A 20,981-nucleotide genomic window follows, 5' to 3' on the forward strand; every position below is an offset into this window, starting at 1 on the left:
GATCTTTGGATCAGCTGCACGCATGCCTGGGTGCTGGAAGATCGGGATGCCGTAGAGGTTATCCCACAGAGCCTTCTCTGCTTCCTTGACTGCTTCAAGGTGTGCATCGTCAGCCGTCGCCTTCTTCATCTTGTCGAATGCGGCGTCAACATCGGCGTTCTTGAACTTACCGTAGTTCTGTGCGCCCTTCGAGTGGTAGATGTTCCAGCCGGAGGTCTTCTGGCCAGAGCCTGCCCACGCGAAGAGTGCTACCTCGTACTTACCTGTATCTAGGGTGCCGCCCGGATCGAAGAAGTCCTTGGCGGAGACGTCTTCAATCTTGAAGCCGGCCTTCTCGCAGGAGTTCTTGATCAGCTGGACCTGCTGGCTACGGCGTGGGTTCGGTGCAGCGTAGCCGATGCGAACGGTTGCGCCTTCCTTGCCCTTATCCTTCAGGAGCTTCTTGGCGCCCTCGACGTCGACGTCATCGTATTCGCCGTTGTAGGACTCGGAGATAACGCCTTCGTAGTTTTCGTCATCGCTGAAGATCTCGCGTGCGTTGAGCACGGTCGCATCTGGGTTGATGGGCTTGACGAGCTTGTCAACGATTTCCTGACGTGGAACACACATGGCGAAGGCCTTGCGGATATCGAGGTCCTCCATCACATTGCCCTTGCGGAAGTTGAAGTCCAGGTGCTCCCAGGTCAGCTGGTTACCCGAGTAGAGCTTGGCCTCGTTGGAGCCTTCGAGGCCCTTGAGCTGGTCAGCGATGTCCGGGGTGGTCTGAGGTGCGATGACCTGAACGTCCTTGTTCTTCAGGCCCTGAACCATGGCGGAGTCATCGATGAAGCGGAAGGTGAGCTTCTCAACACCTGGCTTCTCGCCCCAGTACTTAGGGTTGGCCTTGACGGTCACGGACTCGCCCTGCTGCCAGGAATCGAGGATGTATGGGCCGCCGGAGACGTTGTCCTCTTCCTTCGGGAGCTTGCCTGCGCCGCGGTTCCAGCCCTTGTTCCAGAACTCTGCAGCCTTCTCGAGCTTCTTGCCGTCCTGGTCCTGGAGAGCCTTGATGTACTCTTCCGTGGACAAGTCACCGTTCTTAGCGATGACGTGCGCTGGGAAGGACAACCAGGTCTGCAGCTCCCAGTCTGGGTTTGGTTCCTTGAAGGTCACAGTGAACTTCTTGCCCTTAGGGTCACCCTGTGGGCCGTCTGGAACCATGTCTACGAGGTCGTTAGAGACGTTGTTGAACAGAGGTGCGGCGTTACCGTCGTCATCCTTCTCGGCGTCTGGGGAGGACAAGGTGGTCTGGGTGCCCCATGCGGAGATCGCGTCAGCTACGGTGATCGGCGTGCCGTCGGACCATACAGCATCCTCGTGGATGGTGTATTCGACCTTCATCGGGTCCTCGGAGATGAGCTTGTAGGAGCCCATGTCCTTGTTCTGGTAGATCTTGCCGTCCGTACCGTAGTACCAGAAACCTGGCATGTAGGTGCCGGCAACAGCGGAGGTGTACGTGGAGTAGGTATCTGGAGTCAGACCGTTGTAGCCGCCGTATTCGACGGAGCCCACAGTGATCTTGATTTCCTTGTTCTGGGTCTCTACGTCGCTGAGTTCAAAACGGCCCGAGCCTTCGAACTGCTTAGCATCGCCAACGGTCTGGCTATCGCCGCCCTTGTCGTCCTTCTTTTTATCCTGGCTACCGCCCGGGGAGCAAGCGGTCAGTGCCAGAGATGCAGCTGCGGTTGCCGCAACTGCCATGGAGATACGCTTCAGACGCATGTCCACTCCTGTCATTCTCAAATGGTGCATACAACTCGGCGGCGCCGGTTGCCGTGAGGATTCATGATCGTTGTTAGCTAGATCACGTGTTCAATACTATACAACCTGTTTTCAAAATGAATATCAAGGTAAATTTTCAGATTCTCCATGGTTACGCCCAGATGATGATTGAACGCGCGAATTGTGGTAAGACCACATGGATTTTTCTACGCCGCTGTGCCTTCTCATCGGCAGGAATCGCTTCTACTCAGCGGCTTCCTGTATGAGTCGCGACAGGATCTGTATAACCACGTCGGGGCGGTCCGCATGCACCCAGTGTCCGGCTCCTTTGACCATGACCTTGCGCATGCCCGGGAACAGTTCCCGCATCAGCGCAGTATCCTCATCCGTGATGTATCCGGACTCCGAGCCACCAACCCACACAACGGGACCCTCATACGGGTGGTCCTCAGATGTGAGTGGGAAGTCACCGACCTTACTCAGCCAGCTGCGCAGGCTCGCTACGTTGGGCTGCCAGGACCATCCATTGCCATCACGCTGAAGGTTCTGCAACAGGAAAGCCCGCACCCCAGGCTCCTCGACCTCTGATGCCAATGCCGCATCGGCATCAGCGCGTTTCTCGATACGCGGAAGGTCTAGATCAAGCACGCTATCCAGCAAATGTTTGAAGGGTGCTTTGTTGGCTTCATAGTCCGCAGGGCGCGGCGATATATCGATGACCGCGAGCGCGCGCACAAAAGGCGTGCCATCTGCGGCGGAGGCCCTGCCGCCCGATTCGCCGCCGTCTGCCGCGCAGCTACCGTGACGCAGCGCGACCTTCATGGCGACCTTGCCGCCCATCGAGTGCCCCACAACCACGGCAGAGTCAACGTCGCGGGTTTTGAGGGTTGCGACCACCGAATCAGCCATCTGGTCGTAGGAAAAATCGTCAGTCCATTCGGCAGCGCCGTGGTTCGGCAGATCAACTAGATAGGACGTCGCAACCTCAGATAGAGCTCTCGCAATCGAGATGAAGTTACGGCCCCGCCCCATCAGACCGTGCAGGAACACGACCGGGACGGGCCCCTCCCCCACAACCTGGACCGGGAGGTTAGCGTCAGGCAGGTTGGTATCGGTTAACTTCGCATCGGGTGCTTCAGACTCAGCCATGATGCCACCCTAGCTAACACGGCTACTCGCCGGGCCCTATTAGAGCCCGCGGCGCATCACCATGAGGCCTACGCCGCCGAGCATCCCCAAACCGACCACAGCTACTACAACACCTGCAGTCTGGGTTCCACGGTGAACCCACGGGATACCCACGGCTTCTTCCGCATCCCATGCTTCGGCCTGCTCCTTGGTGCGCGGGGTCACCTTACCCAGCGGCCCTTGTGGGCGGTTTTGCTGGCCATGGTGTTCAACCCAGCCGAAGTCACTTGCAGCCGGAGGCTCGATGGGATTGCCGTGTTCGTCCAGAACAGGCGCTGGGCGTTCGCCATCACCAGCGGAGCCGTCACGAGACTCAGGGTTGCTTCCATCCCCGCCTTGGCTTCCAGGGAAGAACGGTTCGAAAATGCTTGGCACATCGGAGCCTGCTGGATCGTTGGGCGATCCTGGAACGATGATGCCTTCCCCTGCACCCTGGTCAGTGCCCCGTTCGCCAGGCCGTTCACCTGGAAGAGGAGCCTCACCACTTGGCTGTGCATCCCCTGCACCGCCGCCGTTCTCCGTAGAGTCCTCTGGCGTTTGATCTTCCTGAGACGGTGCAGGAGCTTCCGATGGCTGTGGAGCCTCCGGTTCTCCAGGAGAAACATCTGCCGGACCCGGGGCGGCCGATGGTGCCGGCGCGACTGGTGGCGCCAACGGGACAGCTGGCAGCGGATCCAGTGGCCGGCCTGGCGCGGTTTCAGGCAATGGCATTGGAGCCGGTTCGGCCGGGAACCCTGGTGCTAGCGGAATCTGAATCTGTGGTGCAGACGGAACACGACCCAGAGGTGCGGACGGGCGGTTACCCAGAGGCGCAGACGGGCGGTGCCCCTGCTGCACGGATGGACGGTTGCCCAGAGGTGCCGAAGGGCGGTGGCCCTGCGGCATTGAAGGGCGGGTGCCCCACGGGCCGGAGGAATGTGGAGGATCGAACAGTCCTGGCCTGAACCATTCAGGGACTTCCAGCAGATCTGGCGAGAGCCGTGGCGGCCGCTTGAAACCACCTGGCGAGAATGGCGGCGGCGGATCGATGGGCCGCATCTCCGTCTCATCCGCTGGCTCGTGTGCGTCCGATTCTTCCGGGAACGGGTCAGTTGGTGCTGGGAATGGTTCTGGTTCACCTGGAGCTTCCTCGCCCGGTGCAGGCTCAGATGGGGCTTCCTCAGTTGGGCCTGCTTCGCTTGAAGCTGGCTCGGATGGAGCCGCTTCTTCGCTTGGCTCGCTCTCGGATGGTGCTGGCTCAGCGGACTCAGACGCTGCAGGCTCGGTCGGCTCCGAGGTAGGCGCAACCTCGTCTGGCGCTTCCTCGGTTGGTTCTGCCTCGCCTGGTGCTTCCTCGGCCGTCTCAGGCTCGCTTGGAGCGACTTCTTCGCCTGGTTCGTTCTCTCCTGGCGCTGCCTCACCTGGTTCAGGTACGCCAGATGGTTCAGCGACCGGGGTCGGTTCTTCCGCTGGCTGTTCAGGAGCAGGGAGTGTGAAATCTACCGTGTAGGAGCCATATGCGCCCCATGCAACGTTGGTCAACCCTGGGTTAGGGAGATCATACTGCGGCAAGAGTGCTGGGCTAGACCACGTCAAGTTGGTGTTCTCTGCCTGCCCAACAAAAACCATCGAGTACTTGAAGTTGACGTGCTTGCGGCGCTCTTTGACCTTGCAGATGGAGTTACCCAACGCGCTCGTGAAGCAGCCGTCATTGGCGCTCTCTGCGATCTCACCGATAAGTTTGTCTTCGGACGGCTTCTTATTAAACGTGCCGTTGAATGCCAAAACGTATTGCCCCTGGTCGTCAGTCCAGGTCATCTTGGTTTCAGCGAGGCCAGATTTGCCCGTGATCTCTTCATACTGCTTGAGCAGACGCACCTGCTCAGCTAGCGCGGCCTCGCGCCCAACACCAGGGTTGCGTAGCATGAAGCGGTCCATGCCCTTGGCAACCCAGTCATTGACATAGGCGCCAACCACCGTGACGCCGGCAGCAGGTGCCGCGTCCTGTTCAGAGACATCCCCTGAAGCCGGTTGAGTCACAACGCCCCTGAAGGTTCCTTGCACACGCTTATCAAACCTGCGCAACTGAACCCACTCGGTTGGCATGGAAGCCACCTGCTCAGACCAGTCTGCGTTATTAAACAACTGAGCAATGTAGGCAGAGTTTTCATCCAACCCGTCAAGCGGGATGGGGGTCAGCGCCGGCTTGACCGCTGGCTTAGCTGCAGACTGATATGCAGGAGCGACACCTGCCCTATCTGCACCCATTCCAGGAGCAGCATGTGCCGATTCGGAGCCGAAAGCCGGAGCAAAAGCCATGCCGGCAGCCAAAGCGAAAGCTGCAGACCCAACGGTGAACCGCTTGATGCGGCCAGCCGCCTTCCCCTCGCGCTGTAATTTAGTACCAGTCGCTTGCACACGGAGTTCTTCCTGGCCCGAATGCGAGCAAGGTCCTAGGGGCAACAACGGATGACTTTCACGCATACCCTTACCTCCTCGCCTCAGTCATTGGTGCGCAGACCAGTGTCACACATAGATCCTCTGTCAGTCATGAATCTTCGCGGTTTCGAGCACCACGAACCACACAGATCTCACACAGAGTTTCGCTTGGTAGTCAGGTTCTTCAGGCGCGCTTCGTTCATTTCTCTACAAGATTGCGTAGCGGCGCCTGAACTCGAACTGTGAAGTAACACCAGGTCTACTTCTATTGTACCGCGTCTATGGGGTCAAAAATAATTCGTCACAACACTGAGTTATTCGCATATCCGCATAATTAGCCACCATTGCCCCACAGATCGAATGTAAATGAGACATCATCCCGTAGGGGCGTATGTTTACTATGCATTTACGTACATATACGGCCATACAGTAGTTCTATAGCGGAGTCTGTGGGGGCATATATTTTCTCTGCTAAGAGTAGGCTTAAAACATGAGCGAGAACAGTATGGAATACAACCGTCTTGGACGTGCAGGCCTCAAAGTTTCCGAGCTTTCCTTCGGCTCATGGGTCACTTTCGGAGACACCATCGACACCGGGCTTGCTAAGGAATGCATGCAGGCAGCCGCCGATGCCGGCGTCAACTTCTTCGATAACGCTGAAGTGTATGCGGGCGGAAAGTCCGAAGAGATCATGGGGCAGGCCATCGAAGAACTTGGCTGGAGGCGCTCCGAGTACATCATCTCCACCAAACTGTTCTGGGGAATCTCAGATGGCAAGGTCAATCTGACCAACACCCTGAACCGCAAGTACCTCATGCAGGGCATCGACGGCTCACTCGAACGCCTAGGGCTGGACTTCGTGGACCTCATCTATTGCCACCGGCCCGACCCGGAAACCACGATTGAGGAAACCGTGTGGGCAATGAGCGACATCGTCGCTAGCGGCAAGGCACTGTATTGGGGCACATCGGAATGGTCAGCCGATGAGATTCGCGCGGCCTACGAGATCGCCGAACGCCACCATCTGCATAAGCCCTACATGGAGCAGCCCCAGTACAACCTCTTGGAACGTACCAAGGTCGAGAAAGAATACGCGCGCCTATATAAGGACATTGGCCTGGGCCTGACCACGTGGTCACCGTTGGCTGGCGGCATCCTGACTGGTAAATACCTAAACGACATCCCGGAAGGCTCCCGCGCCGCTGGCCGGTATGGGAAGATCCTCGAATCCGCTATCGCAGATGAGACGCAGAAGGATCGAGTGCGCAAACTCGTTGAGATGGCCGCGCAGCTCGATGTGACTCCCGCTCAGCTCTCGCTGGCATGGCTTTTGAAGAACCCGAACGTCTCCACAGTCATCACCGGCGCAACCTCGCTTGCTCAGCTCAACGAAAACCTCGGAGCGCTCGATGCGAAAGCCGCCCTCACCGAGGAGGCTAAAGCGGAACTCGACCAGATTTTCGCCTAGCCGCGTTGTCCGGTAACTCGCAAACCCTGCCCAACTCCTGTAGGGTGAATCACATTTTCATAAGAGAATGATGTCAACGCATGCTTTCAACGCATGTCTGAGGATTTGAGATGAGTACCGAAACTCACGGTGGCGCTGCCACCGCGGCGAGTGCAAATGCCCCGCAAGAAGGCGAACTTAAAAAGACGCAGAAACCTGCTTGGGTTTTCGCGGTAGCTGTTGGTTCCGCAGTTGGTTGGGGCGCGTTCGTGCTCCCCGTCGATTGGCTCCATCAAGGTGGTGTGGTCGGCGCGGCACTCGGTATGGCTATCGGCGGTAGCCTTATCGCGCTCATTGCGTTGAGCTACGGCATCGTTATCAAGGCCCTGCCTGTCACAGGTGGCGAGGTCGCTTATGCCCTGGTTGCTTTCGGACGGCGTCACGCGTTCATTGTCGGCTGGTTCCTCACCCTCGGTTACCTCTGTATCGTTGCGCTGAACGCCTCTGCGATGGCGCTTGTCGCCAGGCGTCTAGCGCCCGGGATCATGGAGCAAGTCCACTTGTGGACTATCGCAGGGTTCAATGTGTATCTGCCTGAGGTCATCTTCGCGTCCGCGTGCCTCATCCTGTTTGGCTGGCTCAACATTCGTGGTGCGGCTTTCGGTGGCCGTGTTCAGTTCGTCGCGGTTGTCGTGATGCTGATTGCTGTTGTGCTCATCGTGATCGGTGTAGTCGCTATGGCTGGCCGCAACGAGCTGAGCTTTGGCCCGGCTTTCCCAACCGATGTTCCTCCGATGGCCGCGATCATCACGCTCGTTGCGATCGCCCCGTGGGCGTTCATCGGTTTCGATAACGTCCCGCAGGTTGCAGGTGAGTTCAACTTCTCCCCACGTAAGGCCTTGGGGCTGATCATGTTCGCGATCTTCGCGGCTGTTGCGATCTACGTCCTCATGATCATGGCGGTATCGCTCTCTGCCGGTCCAGGCATCGAAAATATCGGTGACGACACGTGGGCACCTGCCGATGTGATCGCCGGTGTGCTCGGCCAGTTCGGCGTGGTCCTGCTGGTCATCGGTGTCTCTATGGGTATCTTCACCGGCCTCAACGGCTTCACGATGTCCGCATCCCGTGTAGTGCTTGCCCTCGGCCGCGCACGCATGCTGCCGGAAGCCACAGCAAAGATCAGCCCACGCTTCCACACCCCGCACGTTGCGCTCATCGTGGTGGTTGCGCTGTGCCTGATCACCCCATGGTTCGGGCGTGCCGCGCTCAGCTGGGTTGTGGACATGAGCTCGGTGGGTGTCACCATCGCGTACTTCTATACGTGCTTGTGCGCGTTCAAGGTCATGCACCGCGACCGCTCCCTCATGCGCGCTGCCGGGGAACGCGTACCTTTCTTGATTACGCTTTCCGGCCCGGTCGCACTACTGGGTGCCGCGATTTCCGTGGTGTTCCTCCTGCTGCTGTTCTTGCCGTTCTCCCCTGGCGCGCTCAGCACGCCATCGCTCATTGCGCTGATCGTGTGGCTCATTCTGGGTGTCGGGTTCTTCCTGGTGCGCCGGCCACGCTTCGAAGCCCTCACAGAAGAAGAAACCCGCGAGGTCATGCTGGGTGAACACCAGGACGTCTACCTGGACCAGGACCACATTGACGAAGAGGTAGAGCGCATCACCGGCGCCATCCCGATTGTGCCGATGCCTGGCGCGGACACCTCCAACATGGCTCCCCACACTGCAGCGGCTGCCGAGACACTGGCCGAGCAAGAACCGGATGACCCAGACCCTGCCAAGCCGATGAAGTAGCCGATGCATTAGCCTGCCACACACTACAACGTGGCAGGCTAATGCATGTGTCAACCTGTGGGACTATGGCGCGGGCTTAGAGACGAGCGCTTTCAGTTGTTCGGCTAGTTCCCGTGTTGCTTTCTCCCCCGCTTCAGCGGCACGCTGGAACTTGTTGAACGAGGTGAAGCCCACATCGTCCATTTGCGGGTCAATCAGCACATCCGGAGGGAACAGAGACAACCGAACTTTGATCAGTTGCGCCTGCATGATCTCGATGCCGCGCACCGCCTCCTTGAATGTGCCATTGATGAACCTGCCGGTCGGTACAGGCTGAGATTCCTTAGTCATATCGACCGCTTCCAGTGCGGTCGCATTCACCGCGACCACGTTCTTGGCGCCGAAGAAATGCGCCGCATCCACCGGAAGCTGGTTCAGCATCCCGCCATCCATCAACAGGTCACTACCGACCCGGACCGGCTCCAAGACCCCAGGGAACGCGGCCGAAGCGTGCACTGCAGCAAGCAGGTTCCCCGAATGCAGATAACGGGTGGTTCCGCTAGCGACATCCGTGGCCACAACAACCAGTGGAGTCTCGAGCTCCTCGAAGGTTTCGGGCAAATACTGGCCTAAGAAAGACCGCAGACGCTTAGTTGAGAGCACGCGGCCGCTGAGACCCCAGTTCAACACCTTCCACCAGTCCACGCTCTCACTGATCTCGCGGATCTTCGCCGCATCATGACCAGCGGCGATCAACGCGCCGATGATCCCGCCCATGCTCGTCCCGGCGATCACCTCCGGGCGCACTTCGAGCTGCTCCAGCTCATGCCACACCCCCACATGGCACAAACCTCGGGCACCACCGCCACCCAACGCTAAACCAAGCACACAAACCTCCAACAATCCTCGCTGTACACGAGACACGTTGCCGCACCGACAGCGACACATCTTCTTCTACAGTTCCGTATCAACACCAAAAACGCCAGCACCAATGAGAAATGCGACGCCGCCCCGCTGTGAACATGCGAAACTACACATATGCTGACCGCCACCATCTGGGGAATCATCGCCGCATCCTCGCTCACGATCGGCGCGGTCCTAGGGCTCGTCACCCCCCCTGGCCGCCGCGACTCATCGGCGTAAACAAGGCACCGGCAACGCAGGAATGGTGCTCGTCATGGGTGCCATCCTCGACGGCATTCCGGAACAAACCGTACTCGGTGTAGGAATGGGAGCCGGCAACGACGTCAGCATCGCATTGCTGATCGCGATCTGCCTAGCCAACATCCCCGAATCCGTCGGTTCAGCCTCCGACATGAAAACAGCCGGCGTCCCCACCCGACGAATCATGGGCAACTGCGTTGCGACCTAACTAAACTGCCGCCCAAGCTAGGTTCCCGACTTCTCGGCAAGGCCCCTCACGCATCGGGGTGGGTCCGCCGCACCCCCATCAACGCAACAAGCAACACGCACGAGGCCGTGACCATCGTGAGCGCCATCGGCAGTGCCGTAGCGCCATCACCGATGCCGGTCAACGGCGCGACCACCGCCGCCAGACCGAACTGAGCCGCACCCAACATCGCAGACCCCGCACCCGTGCGACCCGCTGAGGCTTCAAGCGAGAGCGCCACCAGATTCGGTAGCAAGAAACCGTTGCAACACACCACTACCGCGAAACCCGCCATGAGCGGCCACGCCGCCGCCTCGAGCAGCGTTACCGAAATGACGATCCACGCGACACCAGCCGCCTGTGTGCACCCCACGATAGTGACCCAGCGGCGCGCCGGAATCCGGTCAATAATCCGCGGATTCACGGCACTCGCCAACACCAGCGTGAGCGAGTTGAACGTGAACATGAGCGCATATTCACGCTCGCTAAACCCGTTCATGCGGATCATGATGAACGAACTAGCGGAAATATAGGCGAACATCACGGCGAAACCCGCAACGAACATGAGGGTCGGGAACACATAGGAGCCACGGGTCAGAAGCTCCCCCATGTTCGCAAACGCCTTCGCGATCCCTCCGGTATGCCGGTCCTCGCTACGTAGCGTTTCCGGGACAGCCCACCACACGCCTAGCGCAGCGAGCGCGAAAACACACGCCAACATCACGAACACTGCACGCCAGGACAACCACGGGATTAACACCCCACCCACCGCGGGCGCGATCACCGGTGCGATCGACTGAATCGCCATGATCGTGGACAACGCCTTCGCGATCCCCTTACCGCGCCCCACATCAGCGATGATCGCTTTCGAAAGCACCACCCCAGCAGCACCGCATACGCCTTGGAAGCATCGCGCGATAATCAGCACCACGATGCTTGGAGCCAGTGCCGAAACCAGAGAAGCAATCCCTGAGCCCACCAGGCCGAGCAGGAGCAACGTGCGCCGGCCACGCTGATCAGACAACGGCCCAATCACAAGCTGGCCTAGACCCATCGTGATCAGAAAGCCCGTGAGCGACAGCTGCGTCACTGACGCGCTCGCACCGAACTCGCGTGCAATCTGATCCAGACCGGGAACGTACGCATCGATCGCAAACGGCGCGAGCCCGCCGCACAACGCCAACACCGCAATCATGCGGCGCGGCAACAGGCGCGGGCGGCTCACAGAAGGTTCCTGACTCATCGGTGTCCATGCTACGACGCGGCGCAGCAGCGTAACGGCACAGCGGTGTAACGGTTCAGCGCCGGCGTGCTAAGCGACAGGTAGTCGCAACGTGACTTTAGAGCCCTGGCCGTGCCAAGACTCCAACGATGTGGATCCTCCGTGGCGTTCGATGATCGCCCGGACCATTGGCAGGCCTAAGCCGCTCCCCTCGGTTCCGCGCACCTCACGTGAGCGGCCAAGTTCCTCCCACACGGTCTCCAGCTCGTCCGCAGCGATACCGCGGCCCGTATCCGCGCAGTCGATATACACCGAACCGTCCGCTTCACGGCCGTGCATTTCGATGCGGGCGCCAGGGTCCGAATACTTCACGGCGTTACTGAGCACATTAGAAATGGCGAGGAACAGCAAGTCTGAGTCCCCTTGAATACGCGGCAACGGCCTCGGGGCGCGCGGGAGTGCGACCTCGATGTGGCGTTCGCGAGCACCCGGGATCTCCAACACGGTCTGGACAGCTTCTTCCACCAGCTCCGTCAAGTCCACGCTGCTCAGCTCAAGCTCGGCGTGCTCGACCTCGCTGATCTTACGCAGATCACTCAACAAGCTAGAGAGCCGCTGAGCCTGCGCACCAATGTTGTCCAGCTGCCGTTGCGAGGGCTCGTCCGCGAGAGCCGCACGGATCCCTTGAATAGGGTTCTTTAGTTCGTGATCCAGCCGCGCCATGAGCCGTTGCCTACGCTGCGTCTGCTCCTCGCGTTCGCGGCGAACCGCGCGCACCTCGCTGCGGCGCAACCAGGCCACGGCAAGCCAGCCGATCAGGAAAACAACGGTCACGGTGACGCCCAGAATCAACGGAACCCACGCCAACGTGGTTGCGACCGTTAAGACTTTCTTGCTGTCCACCGACGCCCAGATCAGGCTCGCCACCAGGCCCACCAGCACCGGCGCGAACACTACAACCAGCGTCCAGTTGAACTTCCCACGGCGGCGCTGCGCGGGCTGGGAATCCGGTGAGGACCGTCTGGAACGTTGACGCTGTACAGCTTTGGGCGCGGACGGGGACTCAGGCGCAGGTGGGTATTCTGGCCGGTTCATGCGCGCTCCACCTCAGCCACAAAACGGTACCCTTCACCGGAGACCGTTTCGATCATCGACTGCCCCGGAGCTACATCACCGAGAACCTTGCGGATCTCAGCCACGCGATGGTCCACGGCCCGCGTGGTCACGATCGCTTCGAAACCCCACACAGTTTCGAGTAGGCGTTGACGCGAGAACACCTCATCCGGGTGGCTCATCAAGAACTCGAGCAACGCGAACGCGCGCGGGGTCAGGGATTTCTCGCGGCCATCAACGAAGATGCGGCGTGCCGGTCGATCCAGCTTCAACGGGCCGGCAACCAGAGATTCGGCCGCACTGAGTGGAGCGCCGCCTTGCCCGCTGCGGCGTAGCACGGCACGGATCCGAGCCATCAGCTCGACCGGGTCGAACGGCTTGGTCAGGTAGTCGTCGGCGCCGTCATCAAGGGCTGCTGCGCGTTCGAAGGATTCGCCGACCTCGGTCAGCAGAATCACTGGCAACCATTCGTCATCGGCCCTGATGCGCCGCAAAACTTCACGGCCATCAACCCGCGGCATCAGAACATCGAGGATGACCAGGCTCGGGCGGCGGTGCTCAATCTTACGGAGCGCGTCAGCCCCGTCCACAGCGACATCCACGTCCAAGCCGTTCCGGCTTAAAACGGGAGCCAAGTGTTCCCTGATGGTGGCATCATCATCAACTAACAAGATCTGTGGACGAGGCGACACACCGCCCATAAAGTTCCTACCCTTCACAACAGCCAAGCGGGCCCACCACGCGGTACACACCACGCGATGAACCCAGCCTAGCCGCTAATAGCGGATCTCGACCCGCCGGTTCTTCTCACGGCCCTCGAAGTTTGGCTTCGACTTGGTGCCGTTATTTGCAACCGGTTTGGTGTCCGCGAAGCCTTTCGCCTCAACCTTGAGGTCCTTGCGTGCGGCCTTGATCGCATCGGCAACAGACTTGGCGCGTAGCTCAGAGAGCTTCTTGTTCCCGACCTTAGACGGCACGTTATCCGTGTGGCCGCCCACCGCGATCTTCGCATTCTTCGGCACGTCCTTGACAAGCTCACCGATGCGCTTCTTCGCGTTATCCGAAAGCTTGTGGGCGTCGATCTTGAAGAGGATGTCAGAAGACAAGCTCACAATGTCCTTGCCGTCTTCCTTCCGCTCAGTTTCAAGCTTCTTGATGCCCATATCCATCTTCTCGATCTTGGGATCGATGGGCTTGATCGATTTCGCTATTTCTTTATCGCTGAGCTTTTCGTGCTTATTGTCATCGGCGAGCGCCGGCTGTGCTCCCGCCACCAGGGCGAGTGTCACCAGCGAAGCCGCTATTCCTGTTACGCGCCTCAATCGATCTCAACCCCCTGAGCCATCTCCGTGTTGTTCCACATGTTGAAGTCCATGGTGTGCACGTCCTCAGGCGGAGCCGCGAACACGGACGTCGAATATACGCGCTTGCCCGGAGTCAGGTGCACACCCTGGTTGGTTACCGCGCCGGAGTTCAACCGCTCATGCTTGTTGAGATTCGTTTGGTCGATCGCATACTCGAACACATTATGCTGATTCCCCGCGACCTTCCACAGATTGAACCCACCATCGTCTTGCGCCGTTGTGTGGAGCGTGTAGCCGTAGACGACCTTGACGAACTTACCTTCGCGCTTAGCCTCGAGCATGTCGATGGTCAGTTTGGCGTCCTTATCCCCTTCCACGGTCACGCCTGTGGTGACTGAGAGAATCGGTTCTCGATTGTCTTGCTGCCCATCCGGGTTACCCTCGCCGGAGTCGTTGCCCTGTTCGGCGCCGTTGTCTGATGCGTTCGTGTTGTTCGAGGTGGAGTCACCAGAGGTGGTGTGGGCTTGCTCCTCCGAGTTCGTGTTCTCACCTTGAGGGCTCTGCTGCGCAGAAGCCTGGTTCGCGCTCTGGTCCTGACCCTCATCGCTCACACCCACCGAGCAACCCGCCAAACCAATGGACGAGGCGAGCGCCAAACCCAGGATCATCTTGCTAGCAGTTGACTTGTTCATGGCAAACCTTTCCCCTCTATAAAACCTGCACGGAAAGCTGTGTGCCTCCGTCTCGTTTACAACGCTACGAAAAGTCAGGAGACGTCTTTTCGCAGCTTTGTCTCAAGTGGTCCGTTTTTCGTATCGATATTGCGACAACCCGGAAACCTGTCAGTGCCGGGTCTCAACGCGGCGGTTCAGTACCGGATCTCTACCCTGCGGTTCTGTGCGCGGCCTTCCAGGTTCGGTTTAGCATCCGAACCGTTGTCCGCTACCGGCTTCGAATCTGCGAAGCCCTTCGCATCCACCTTGAGGTCCTTACGGGCTGCCTTGACCGCATCGGCCACAGACTTTGCGCGCAGCTCGGAAAGCTTCTTGTTCCCGACTTTTGACTTCACGTTATCCGTGTGGCCACCCACCGCAATCTTCGCGTTCTTCGGGATGTCCTGGACCAAGTCCCCGATCTTCTTCTTCGCGTTATCCGAAAGCTCATGCTTGTCGATGTCGAACAGAATGTCAGAAGACAAACTCACGACATCTGCGTTGCCGTCTTTCTTCTTGGTATCAACCGGGGAGATGTTGATATCAAGCGGAGTGATCTCAATATCAAGAGGCGTGATCTCGCTGTCATTCGCCCACGCCGGCTGGACCGTCAACGTAAGCGCCGACGCCACAGCGGCTGCCGCAACTACTTTCCTGCATTTCAATCGATCTTCACGTCCTTCGCCATCTCGGCGCCACGCCACAGCTGGAAGTCCATCTCATGAACATCCTGAGGAGGGGCAGGGAATACGAACTTGCCCGTGACCCGTTTATTCGACATCAGCTTGATCTTCGCCGCATTATCTGAAGCCTTACGGACCAACGAATGGCGGTTCAAGTTCTTCTGGTCAATCAGATAAGGCCAGAACTGCGAGTTGTCGTTCAGTTCGAAAACAGAAGCAGTAAGGTTTGTGGCATCCGTTTTCGCAGTGAAGCCGTATATCGCCTCGATCAGCTCGCCCTTCCGCTCAACCGAGAGCAACTCAACAGTCAGGGCCGCATCCTTATCGTCACCGATTTGTGTGCGAACCGTAGTGCTTGCCAACGAATCCAACGAATCAGCCGTGACGCCGTCGCCCGATGAAGCACCTTCAGCGTTGCTGTCTTGTTCCTCATCGCTGGCCGCGGCGCTCGCCTCAGCGCTTTCAGCAGGCTCGCTCTCCTGAGTCATCGAGCCACCGTCCTCCGGCTGCGCCCCCTGCTGCTGAGTCGAAGCCTGCTCAGCGTTCTGGGTGTTGTCCTGGCCCTCATCGCTGACTCCAACCGAGCAACCAGCCAAACCAATGGAGGAGGCGAGCGCCAAACCCAGGATCATCTTGCTAGCAGTTGACTTGTTCATGACAAACCTTTCGCCTCTATAAAACCTGCACGGGAAGCTGTGTGCATCCCTGTCATTAGCAACATTACGGATAAAAGCGCTCAAACTATCGCAACGTTGTCTCTAACCGCAGGATTTTTGTACCGGATCCGCGACAGCCGCAAAACCTTCGTACGCGTTGACGGCAGCTTCGCTTGCCTCAGAGGTCAGGTTCCCCGCTAGCGGTTCAGCGTCCTCGCCTAGCTCTTGCGGGCCGGGCGGGCGAGTTTCCGGAGCGGAACAGACGGATCGGCCAGCGCATCGGGCGGGACAACAAGCCCTTGATCAATGATCCGGCGAGCCGCACGCACCGTGACCCCGCCATCGACCGCTGCACACCCAGCCATGGTCCCGTCCGGGTTGAGGAGGAACGTCGCCTGCGGAGAACCGTCCTCATTGAAACGGTGAACAAACTGGGTTTCGCTCTCATGCCCGGCGACCAGCGAACCCACGCCTTCGACGTGAACCCCGTGGCGGTCCGACCAGAACCACGCGGCTGCGTGCACGGATTCGGCCGGGCTAGGCTCTTGCCCCAGGATCGCGGCGGCGGCTCTCGATCCGCTGTTCATCGCGTTCTCCCAATGCTCCGCGCGCGGCAGCAGGTTACCCTCAGGGGTGCGGATGCGCGCGGCATCCCCCACCGCGAAGATCGCGGGGTTCGAGGTGCGTTGGCACTCATCGACGAGCACGCCGTCGTTGACTTCCAAGCCGAGGCGTTCGGCGAGCGCGGTGTTCGGGGTGATCCCGATACCCACCAGAACCTGATCCGCCCTCACCTGCGTGCCATCTATGAGGGTCACAACGCGTTCGGGGCCATCCAGCTCGATACGAGCCGGAGCGTCATGGATGACGTCGATCCCCTTCCCGGCATGCATCGCGTGCAGATGCTCGGCCAACACCGCCCCAACAGCGGACAGCAGCGGAGGGTTCGCCGGTTCCACGAGCGTCACATCAGCGCCGAGTTCCAGCAGTGTCGATGCTATTTCCGCACCAATCAACCCCGCACCCACAATGACCACACGTGTGCCTGGGGTGATGCTTTCACGCAAGAGGTCAGCGTCCGTGCGGGTACGCAGCTGAAGGACCTCTTCCAACTCACCGCCAGGGACCGGGAGCTTGCGGGCGCTACCGCCGGTACCCAGAACCACACGGTCAGCGGTGAGAGTTTCGCCATTGTTCAGCCGGACGGTGATCTGCGAGTTGCCAGGTGAGGCGGCTGAGTGTGCAACCGCCCCGGCAGAGTCTTCAGCCGCTTCGGCGGAGAGCCCTAGCGCTTCAGCGGAGTCCTCTACCGCCACGGCTTCAGCTTCGATGAGCTTCACGCGGTTCTCGTCGAACCACTCTCGTGGCTCGAACTGGATCTGTTCCAGCGTCTGTGTGCCTAGCAGGTAGCCCTTCGACAGCGGCGGCCGGTCATACGGCAGGCCACCTGGCTCCACCATCGTGATCTCACCATCAAAGCCACGGGAGCGCAGCTGGCGCGCCACCGTGAAACCGGCGACACCACCGCCGATGATCGCAACAGAATTCACTGGCATCAGTCAGCGTCAATAGCAGGCACACCCGGGTACAGGACCACGGTGTCGCCCTCAACCTCGACCTTGTGCGTCCGGGCATCCACAGTGGCCGGCAGACACAACGCCTTACCGTTCTTGAGGCAGAACCTGGCCGCATGCGCCGGGCACTCGACCTCCGTGCCCTCGACCCAGCCGTCGGCGAGGCTCGCTACCTCGTGCGTGCACTCATCATTGAGGGCATAAAACGAGCCATCTTCGGCATGGAACACCGCGATGTCCTCGCCGGTTACGTTCTCATCCCCCGGAACCAGGAACGCCTCTCCCTCAGGGATCTCGCTGACAGGGATTTTGACGGTATCGCTCATAAGTGCCTCTCCTCTGTACTCGATGGACTCAAGTTTGGTGCGGTTCTCTATTCGGTGCGGCGGCGAACGATGCGGTAGCGGGCCACTCGGTGGTCGCTGCGGTGCCGGGCCACCGGCGACCCGGCACCGGCCTCCAGAGTTAGTTGCGGTGCTCCACGAGGTTGCGGCGTTCAAGACGCAACGTGACATCCGCAGCCTTCGCAAGCTGTTTGGAGTGAGTCACCACGATCACGCATTTATTTTGCTGATGCGCGGCATCACGCAGAATCTCGATCACACCTTCCGCGGTTTCTTCATCCAGGTTACCGGTCGGCTCATCAGCGAGGATCACAGGTGCAGAGGAAACCAGCGCTCGTCCGATCGCGACACGCTGTTGCTGCCCACCGGACAAAGCCAACACGTTCCGCTGAGCTGCGGCCGCATCGACCCCAAGGCGGGTCAGGTCCTCGACCGTGGCTTTCGAGTTCACCAACCGCAGGTTCTCAAGAGGGGTGAGGTAGTCAATCAAGTTGTAGTTCTGGAACACCAACGCGATCTGCTCGCGGCGGTGACGTGTGTAGCCTGTGGTGGCGATGTCTGTGCCGTTGAAACGCACAACACCGTCAGTGGGCGCATCGAGGCCTGCGAGCAGGCTCAGCATCGTGGTCTTACCGGCGCCGGACGAACCCACGATCGCGTAGAACGTACCGACTTCGAACTCGTAACTCACGTTCTTCAGGACCCGCTGGGCGGTGCTGCCGTACGTGTAACCGACGTGGTCTAGTTGCATGATGGACATGATTTTTCCTAACTACGTTTTGAAAGAATGCGTTTGGGGCGTTGGGTGATCAGAGGCAGAACGCCTACCGAAACGCCGATCAGCACGATGACGAAACCCCACGCAAGCGCGGCAACCGTGCCGCTTGCACTGGCTGTGAGGTGGATTGAGGCCAACGCGTCATCCCCGGCCTGAGCGATGATTGCCCGCCCGAGATAACCGGACAGAACCGTCCCAGCTACGGTTGAGATGGCTGCGGCGACGGCGGCGAAAATACTTGCCTCAATCCCGAACTGTGAGAGCACATTGCCCTTCGATTTCCCGAGTGAAAGCAAGATGCCTACCTCGTGGATGCGGCCCCGTGCCCAGAACGTACTCACGAGCGTGAGCACGCACGCACCCGCGATACTCAAGCCCAGCAGCAGGACCGCCAATAGTTTGTCCACGCCCGCGATCGCCTGAAGAACCGGGGTGAACTGCGCGGAATTGTCCTCCAACGTAAGCTCTGGCGCGGCATGCTGAGCCGCTTTGAGAGCTTGCGGGAGTTCCTGGGCGTTATGGGTGAAGTACCGGCCGGTGGTCAGCGGTGCTCCGAGCTTCCGCGCTGAGGCGAGGTCCAGGAAAACCTGGTTCTCTGAAGCACCGGCCGGCATCCCGCTTGGGTTTTCTGTTTTCCCGTCAAAGATTCCCGCAACCTTCACCGTGATTTTCGTTGTGTCTTGAGCGAGGGCGAGAGTGGATCCCGGCTTGAGGTTGTTGAGCTGGGCGAACTCCCGGTGGATTAGCGCCTGCGATGCGCCTTCCCCCACGTGGGACCCCTCAACCAGCTGATACAGCTTGCCCTGAAACCCCGGGTTCAACTCCGAATCACTGACTCCGGTTGCGGTCACTGCGCCAGCGAATTCAGGATCCAACTGGACCCCACGCCCACCAGCGACCGGCTTAGCACCCTCAAGTTGCGGCATCGTCACCGCTTCCACACTGTGCTTAGCGATCTGCGGCAAGCCAGCCAAACGCTTGAGCACCGACTCATCAATACCGGCCTGATCGGCAGGCAGCTCGGCAGGCGTCTGGGCAGTACCGTTGCCAGTATTAGGGGCGTTACCAGTATCAGGGTTAGTGCCGGGTACAGCGGCGGCGGTTGCAGTGAAGCCGGCGCCAACGTTGGTGCCGATCGCGTTCTTGACCTCCGCCATCGAGGACCGAACGCCGGACTGGGCGACGAGCGCGGTGAACACGACCGCCATGATGAGTGTCATGAGTATGCTGCGCCGCGGTTTGCGGATCACGCTGCGGATCGCTCGGGGCCAAGGGCTGCTCATTTGGTGTCCACGAGGATCGCGCGTGGGCTTTTACGCAGCATCGGTAGCGAGGTAACCGCGACAACCACCGCGACCACAGCCACACAGATGATCACCGCTTGGATCACCGAAGCCGTCGAGAGTCCCACCGCGAGGCTGTCGAGTGTTTGAACGGAGGCGGAGGATTCCATGTCCGCACCGAACTGACCAGCTTGAGCCATCTCTTGTTCAGCGGACTTATTGACGCTCGCGAGCGTCGTGTTCCCCATCCATTGAGCGAAACTGTTCGCCGCGAAATAGGCGACGATGAACGCTGGAATAGCGATCAGGATGAGCTCTGCGAAATACTGGGCGGTGATGTTGGCCTTATTGACGCCGATGGCGAGCAAGGTCCCGGTTTCTTTCTTGCGTTCGTTGAGCCATAGGAACAACACGAGCGCTACAACGGCGGCGGCAAAGATCGTCGCACCCACCGTCGTGTTGTTCATGATGCTCTTGACACCATCCACTGCCCCAGTGATACCAGCAAGATATTGGGTGGAACGTGAAAGCTGGTAGTTGTTCCAGTCGATCCCCTGAGCTGCGGCGGCCTTGACGACGTCCTCGAAGTTGGCGTCCTTGGCCACAAAGAAGTTCGCGTCCTGATAAATCTCGGTATCTGGGGTGAACTGATACAGCGTCCGCGTTGTGTCCAAGTCAGTGAAAACCGTGTTGGCGTACAGTTCGCTACGCACCGCAACAGGGCGGGTGTTCTTGCCGGATACGATGCCGACAACCTCAGTCTTCACTTCTTTGGTGGATTGTTGCTGGTTATCGACGTCGTATTTATTGCCCTTCAAGGTGAGCGTGCTGCCCACACTGAGGTTATTGGCTTTCGCGAGGTCCTCGTGAATCACGGACTTGTGTTTGTCTTCAGACCTCAAGTGCCGGCCCTCGACGAGCTTCAACGAACCACTACGGAACGCGTTAGCAATCTCAGATTCGTTGACACCCCACACGTTCACGGCATTACCGAACTGGGCTTCGCGCTGCTGGTCATAGTCCGCGTGGTCAGGCTTGAGAACCTTCGCACCCACAAGATCAGCAGTAACGTTCTGGCGGGCAACATGGGAGACCACACCATCCAAGCCCGCAAGCTTTTCAATATCGGCAGGCTTCACGTTGCCCGCCCCACGCGGGGTGCCCATGTTGTAGTGCGGGTTATTCTCCAACACGAAACCACTACCGGTTTTCGCGTCAATCTCTTGCGAGACCTGGTCCGCGGAACGGGTCACAGCACCCGCGGACATCACAACAGTCCCCATAGCTGCGAGAACAGCAAGAATAATCACGGTCTTGACTGGTTTT

At 59.4% G+C, this 20,981-nt stretch carries 19 protein-coding genes; 3 read left to right on the forward strand and 16 right to left on the reverse strand.

The genetic code is table 11. The features are described from left to right. From HMPREF3175_RS09610 to HMPREF3175_RS09620, 3 genes are all read right to left on the reverse strand, one after another. The coding region (locus HMPREF3175_RS09610; protein WP_176745158.1) for an ABC transporter family substrate-binding protein at window positions 1-1,761 on the reverse strand (1,761 nt) is incomplete at its 3' end. A gap of 243 nt (window positions 1,762-2,004) precedes the next feature. Continuing rightward, window positions 2,005-2,910 carry an alpha/beta fold hydrolase gene (locus HMPREF3175_RS09615; RefSeq protein WP_070492334.1) on the reverse strand — a complete coding sequence of 302 codons (906 nt, stop codon included), beginning with the start codon at window positions 2,908-2,910 and terminating at the stop codon, window positions 2,005-2,007. A gap of 39 nt (window positions 2,911-2,949) precedes the next feature. Then, window positions 2,950-5,346 carry a hypothetical protein gene (locus HMPREF3175_RS09620; RefSeq protein WP_070492335.1) on the reverse strand — a complete coding sequence of 799 codons (2,397 nt, stop codon included), beginning with the start codon at window positions 5,344-5,346 and terminating at the stop codon, window positions 2,950-2,952. 511 nt (window positions 5,347-5,857) lie between these two features. On the opposite strand from HMPREF3175_RS09620, the gene HMPREF3175_RS09625 reads away from it, so the two are divergent. Together HMPREF3175_RS09625 and HMPREF3175_RS09630 are read left to right on the forward strand one after the other, a co-directional pair. After that, window positions 5,858-6,835: a potassium channel beta subunit family protein gene (locus HMPREF3175_RS09625; RefSeq protein ID WP_232219256.1), complete on the forward strand. Its 978-nt coding sequence runs from the start codon at window positions 5,858-5,860 to the stop codon at window positions 6,833-6,835. 110 nt (window positions 6,836-6,945) lie between these two features. After that, complete coding sequence (locus HMPREF3175_RS09630) at window positions 6,946-8,616, forward strand: APC family permease (protein WP_070492337.1); 1,671 nt, start codon at window positions 6,946-6,948, stop codon at window positions 8,614-8,616. Window positions 8,617-8,679: 63 nt separating this feature from the next. On the opposite strand, the gene HMPREF3175_RS09635 is transcribed toward HMPREF3175_RS09630, so the two are convergent. Next, window positions 8,680-9,483 carry a patatin-like phospholipase family protein gene (locus HMPREF3175_RS09635; RefSeq protein ID WP_035755469.1) on the reverse strand — a complete coding sequence of 268 codons (804 nt, stop codon included), beginning with the start codon at window positions 9,481-9,483 and terminating at the stop codon, window positions 8,680-8,682. Between the two features lie 289 nt (window positions 9,484-9,772). Between HMPREF3175_RS09635 and HMPREF3175_RS09640 the strand changes: the two genes are divergently transcribed. Further along, window positions 9,773-9,967 (forward strand): ZIP family metal transporter, encoded by a 195-nt coding sequence (locus HMPREF3175_RS09640; RefSeq protein WP_141739867.1) that lies wholly within the window; start codon window positions 9,773-9,775, stop codon window positions 9,965-9,967. Window positions 9,968-10,013: 46 nt separating this feature from the next. On the opposite strand, the gene HMPREF3175_RS09645 is transcribed toward HMPREF3175_RS09640, so the two are convergent. The 12 genes from HMPREF3175_RS09645 to HMPREF3175_RS09700 form a co-directional block, all read right to left on the reverse strand. After that, the gene (locus HMPREF3175_RS09645) at window positions 10,014-11,228 is read right to left on the reverse strand and encodes a multidrug effflux MFS transporter (RefSeq protein ID WP_083289558.1); all 1,215 of its coding nucleotides are present in this window, start codon (window positions 11,226-11,228) and stop codon (window positions 10,014-10,016) included. A 69-nt stretch (window positions 11,229-11,297) separates the two neighbouring features. Next, window positions 11,298-12,302 carry a sensor histidine kinase gene (locus tag HMPREF3175_RS09650; protein WP_083289559.1) on the reverse strand — a complete coding sequence of 335 codons (1,005 nt, stop codon included), beginning with the start codon at window positions 12,300-12,302 and terminating at the stop codon, window positions 11,298-11,300. After that, window positions 12,299-13,021, reverse strand: a complete 723-nt coding sequence (locus tag HMPREF3175_RS09655) for a response regulator transcription factor (RefSeq protein ID WP_070492340.1) — start codon at window positions 13,019-13,021, stop codon at window positions 12,299-12,301. Before HMPREF3175_RS09655 ends, HMPREF3175_RS09650 begins: the two co-directional genes overlap by 4 nt. 75 nt (window positions 13,022-13,096) lie before the next feature. Further along, complete coding sequence (locus HMPREF3175_RS09660; protein WP_232219258.1) at window positions 13,097-13,594, reverse strand: OmpA family protein; 498 nt, start codon at window positions 13,592-13,594, stop codon at window positions 13,097-13,099. 44 nt (window positions 13,595-13,638) lie between these two features. Next, on the reverse strand, window positions 13,639-14,316 hold the full coding sequence (locus HMPREF3175_RS09665) for a hypothetical protein (RefSeq protein WP_035755475.1): 678 nt from the start codon (window positions 14,314-14,316) through the stop codon (window positions 13,639-13,641). A 176-nt stretch (window positions 14,317-14,492) separates the two neighbouring features. Next, on the reverse strand, window positions 14,493-14,969 hold the full coding sequence (locus tag HMPREF3175_RS09670) for an OmpA family protein (protein ID WP_176745159.1): 477 nt from the start codon (window positions 14,967-14,969) through the stop codon (window positions 14,493-14,495). A gap of 29 nt (window positions 14,970-14,998) precedes the next feature. Beyond that, window positions 14,999-15,676 carry a hypothetical protein gene (locus HMPREF3175_RS09675; protein ID WP_070492344.1) on the reverse strand — a complete coding sequence of 226 codons (678 nt, stop codon included), beginning with the start codon at window positions 15,674-15,676 and terminating at the stop codon, window positions 14,999-15,001. A gap of 218 nt (window positions 15,677-15,894) precedes the next feature. Further along, complete coding sequence (locus HMPREF3175_RS09680) at window positions 15,895-17,232, reverse strand: NAD(P)/FAD-dependent oxidoreductase (protein WP_070492346.1); 1,338 nt, start codon at window positions 17,230-17,232, stop codon at window positions 15,895-15,897. Further along, window positions 17,232-17,576: a bifunctional 3-phenylpropionate/cinnamic acid dioxygenase ferredoxin subunit gene (locus HMPREF3175_RS09685; protein WP_070492347.1), complete on the reverse strand. Its 345-nt coding sequence runs from the start codon at window positions 17,574-17,576 to the stop codon at window positions 17,232-17,234. The genes HMPREF3175_RS09680 and HMPREF3175_RS09685 overlap by 1 nt, the downstream gene beginning before the upstream one ends. Before the next feature lie 139 nt (window positions 17,577-17,715). Then, window positions 17,716-18,354 carry an ABC transporter ATP-binding protein gene (locus tag HMPREF3175_RS09690; protein WP_070492348.1) on the reverse strand — a complete coding sequence of 213 codons (639 nt, stop codon included), beginning with the start codon at window positions 18,352-18,354 and terminating at the stop codon, window positions 17,716-17,718. Window positions 18,355-18,362: 8 nt separating this feature from the next. Next, the gene (locus tag HMPREF3175_RS09695; RefSeq protein WP_070492350.1) at window positions 18,363-19,592 is read right to left on the reverse strand and encodes an FtsX-like permease family protein; all 1,230 of its coding nucleotides are present in this window, start codon (window positions 19,590-19,592) and stop codon (window positions 18,363-18,365) included. Between the two features lie 59 nt (window positions 19,593-19,651). Then, window positions 19,652-20,965: an ABC transporter permease gene (locus HMPREF3175_RS09700; RefSeq protein ID WP_256276360.1), complete on the reverse strand. Its 1,314-nt coding sequence runs from the start codon at window positions 20,963-20,965 to the stop codon at window positions 19,652-19,654. Between the last annotated feature and the right edge of the window lie 16 nt (window positions 20,966-20,981).

Source organism: Arthrobacter sp. HMSC08H08 (genome assembly GCF_001807575.1).
Classification (GTDB): Bacteria; Actinomycetota; Actinomycetes; order Actinomycetales; family Micrococcaceae; genus Pseudoglutamicibacter; species Pseudoglutamicibacter albus.